Consider the following 2,433-nt stretch of genomic DNA (forward strand, 5'->3'; position numbering starts at 1 on the left):
GGGCGAGTGCCTCGAGCAAATAACGGTGGCCCTTGCGGATATCGAGCCGCGCCACGGTCAGCAGCAATTTCCGGCCCTTCGGCACGCCATGCCGTTCCAGCGTTTCAGACGCGCCGACAGGCGGGTTGAACCAGAACGGATCGACGCCGAGCAGCGTGACAGCCGTCCGGCGCGGCGACGCCAGATAGGGGTGATATTTCAGAACGAGGTCTTCGGTGAACCGGCTGTTGGCCACGACATAGTCGGCTCCTCGCAAATAGGACCGGCCGAACAGCAATCCGGCGGCGCGCGACTTCGCCAGAAGGAAGACGTCGGTGCCGTGCATCATGGCGACGATGCGCCGGCGTATGAACGGCCGCATCCAGGGGATCAGCATCACGAACGGCCAGTCCGCGGCATGGATGATATCGAACGTCCATGGCTTGGCACGGAGCAGAGCGAGCAGCAGGCGAGGCAAGGCCCGGGTCGCGTAGACGCCGCCGGCGAAGCGACGCACGGTGAAGGGATAGAGCCGGTCCTCCTCCGCATTGTCCTTGCCGAAGTCCGGCGCGAGGATCTCCACGGTGTGTCCCTGTGCGACGGCAGCCTTTGCCGTCTCCACACAATACGTACCGACACCGCCTCGGAACGGCGGAAATTCGTGGGTCAGGACAAGAATACGCAAATCATGCATCCTTCGACCGGATACCAAACCACTGTTGCAGGCATCTGACTGGCGTGGTTTCGATCAGGCACGCTGTTGAACTTTCGTCTGCTCGACGTCCCATCGCTTGCTCAGGAACCGGTCGAGGGCACCGCGAAGGCGGACCTCGATGATCTCGTAACTCAGCGTGGACGCGATCACGGTCAGGGTGAGACCCAAGACAACGAACCCGCCCCACAACAGCCAGAAATTCACGCCGCTTTCGGCGAGCTTTCGGCCGACGATCTGCAAGGGGAAGAGCACGAAGGGATGCACGAGATACATGCTGTAGCTGATCTTGCCAATGAACTGCAGGACATGTGCGCTCAGCAAATGCGCAAATCCCGACTCCGGCGTCAGGACCACCGCGAACAGCAGAAATCCCGGGATGAGCGCGACCCACACGCTGACATATTCCATCAGCCCGAACATGAGCGCAAAGCAGGAAATCGCCACGATCAATCCCAGCCAGCCCTTTACCGGCAGGCGGAACGACATCAGACCGAACAAGATGCCGATGCCGAAGAAGGCGGTGTTCGGGCGGTAAGCCACGGCAACCAGCGCGACCAGGCCGAGCACGACGGCCACCCAACGGTTCTCCGCGCGGTAGGCGACAAAGATCGCGGCAAACCAGATGTAGAAGGCCCATTCGTAGGACAGCGTCCAGGCATTCTGCTGGGCAATCGGAAGGCCCAGCGCATCGGGAAGGAAGAACAGATTGACAAGGAACAGCTCGACATAGGTTCCGAGGTCGATTCCCTTGAAGAACTTGTAACCGGCGATCGGACCGAGCGTGAACACGACCATGTGGAGCACGACAAAGACTGGAACGATGCGGAGGCAGCGGTCGTACATGAAAGTCGAGACCCTGCCGTGTCGAACCAGGCTCGCCGGAATCAGAAAGCCGCTGATCATGAAGAACAGTTCGACGCCGTGACCGCCGGTGTCGAACACCTTGTAAAGCCAGCCCGGCAGCGTCGGCAGAAATCCGGCAAGCATCGGCATCGCATAGAGATGCGCGACGACCACCGTCAGCGCCGCCAGACCGCGCAGACCCTGAATCGACGGAAAAAAGCTCGCCCGCGGCGCGCCTGAAGCATTGGACCTCGCCGCCTCGGTCATGCCACGCCCCGCTCCGGCACCGGCATGGCCTCAGCACCTGCGCTCCGTCGCGAGCGATACGTTCGACCAAAAGCCACGGCGGGTTTCTCGACGGCGTAATAGCTGGCCCAGGACATCAAAACCGTCACCGARAACACGCCGGCCGCGAAGAGCATCCATTGCGGCAGATTGCTGCCAGCACCGAAGTAGTGCACCGCCACCGCCAGCACGTAAACCTGCATCAGGTACACCGAGTAGCTGATCGTGCCGATGAAGGTCAGACCACGCCACGCAAGCCTGTCGCCATAGCGGGCGAAGGTGACGAACGTGACTCCGGCCGCGATATAGGCCGATGCGATCGAATAGCTGTAGAAAAAATTTCCCTGATAGTCGGCGCCATACAGGCGCTTGAAAATCACCATGGCGAACGCGCTGTAGAGGCCAAGACACATCGCCACGTGCCACCATCGCAGCTTGCGCCCCATGACCGTGTCGCGGGTGATTTTCCCGATCAACATCGCATCGAGATTGAGCACGACCTCCAGCAGACGCGAGACGACCCGCTGCTCGAACAGCATCGGCAGAATGATGCCGGCACACGAAATCGCGATGACGATCGCGAACACGGCCGTGCTGCGGCGGAGCAGACC

Annotated in this window: 3 protein-coding genes; all 3 read right to left on the reverse strand. The window is 61.2% G+C overall.

The annotated features are described in order from the left end of the window. On the reverse strand, positions 1-664 hold a 664-nt coding region (locus ACXJL8_RS38930; RefSeq protein ID WP_456686807.1), incomplete at its 3' end, for a glycosyltransferase family 4 protein. Between the two features lie 63 nt (positions 665-727). Further along, positions 728-1,804, reverse strand: a complete 1,077-nt coding sequence (locus ACXJL8_RS38935; RefSeq protein ID WP_456621616.1) for an acyltransferase family protein — start codon at positions 1,802-1,804, stop codon at positions 728-730. Further along, positions 1,801-2,433, reverse strand: a 633-nt coding sequence (locus ACXJL8_RS38940; RefSeq protein ID WP_456686808.1) for an acyltransferase family protein, incomplete at its 5' end; no start/stop codon positions are given. The genes ACXJL8_RS38935 and ACXJL8_RS38940, both read right to left, overlap by 4 nt.

This window comes from Bradyrhizobium sp. P5_C11_2 (assembly GCF_054049755.1).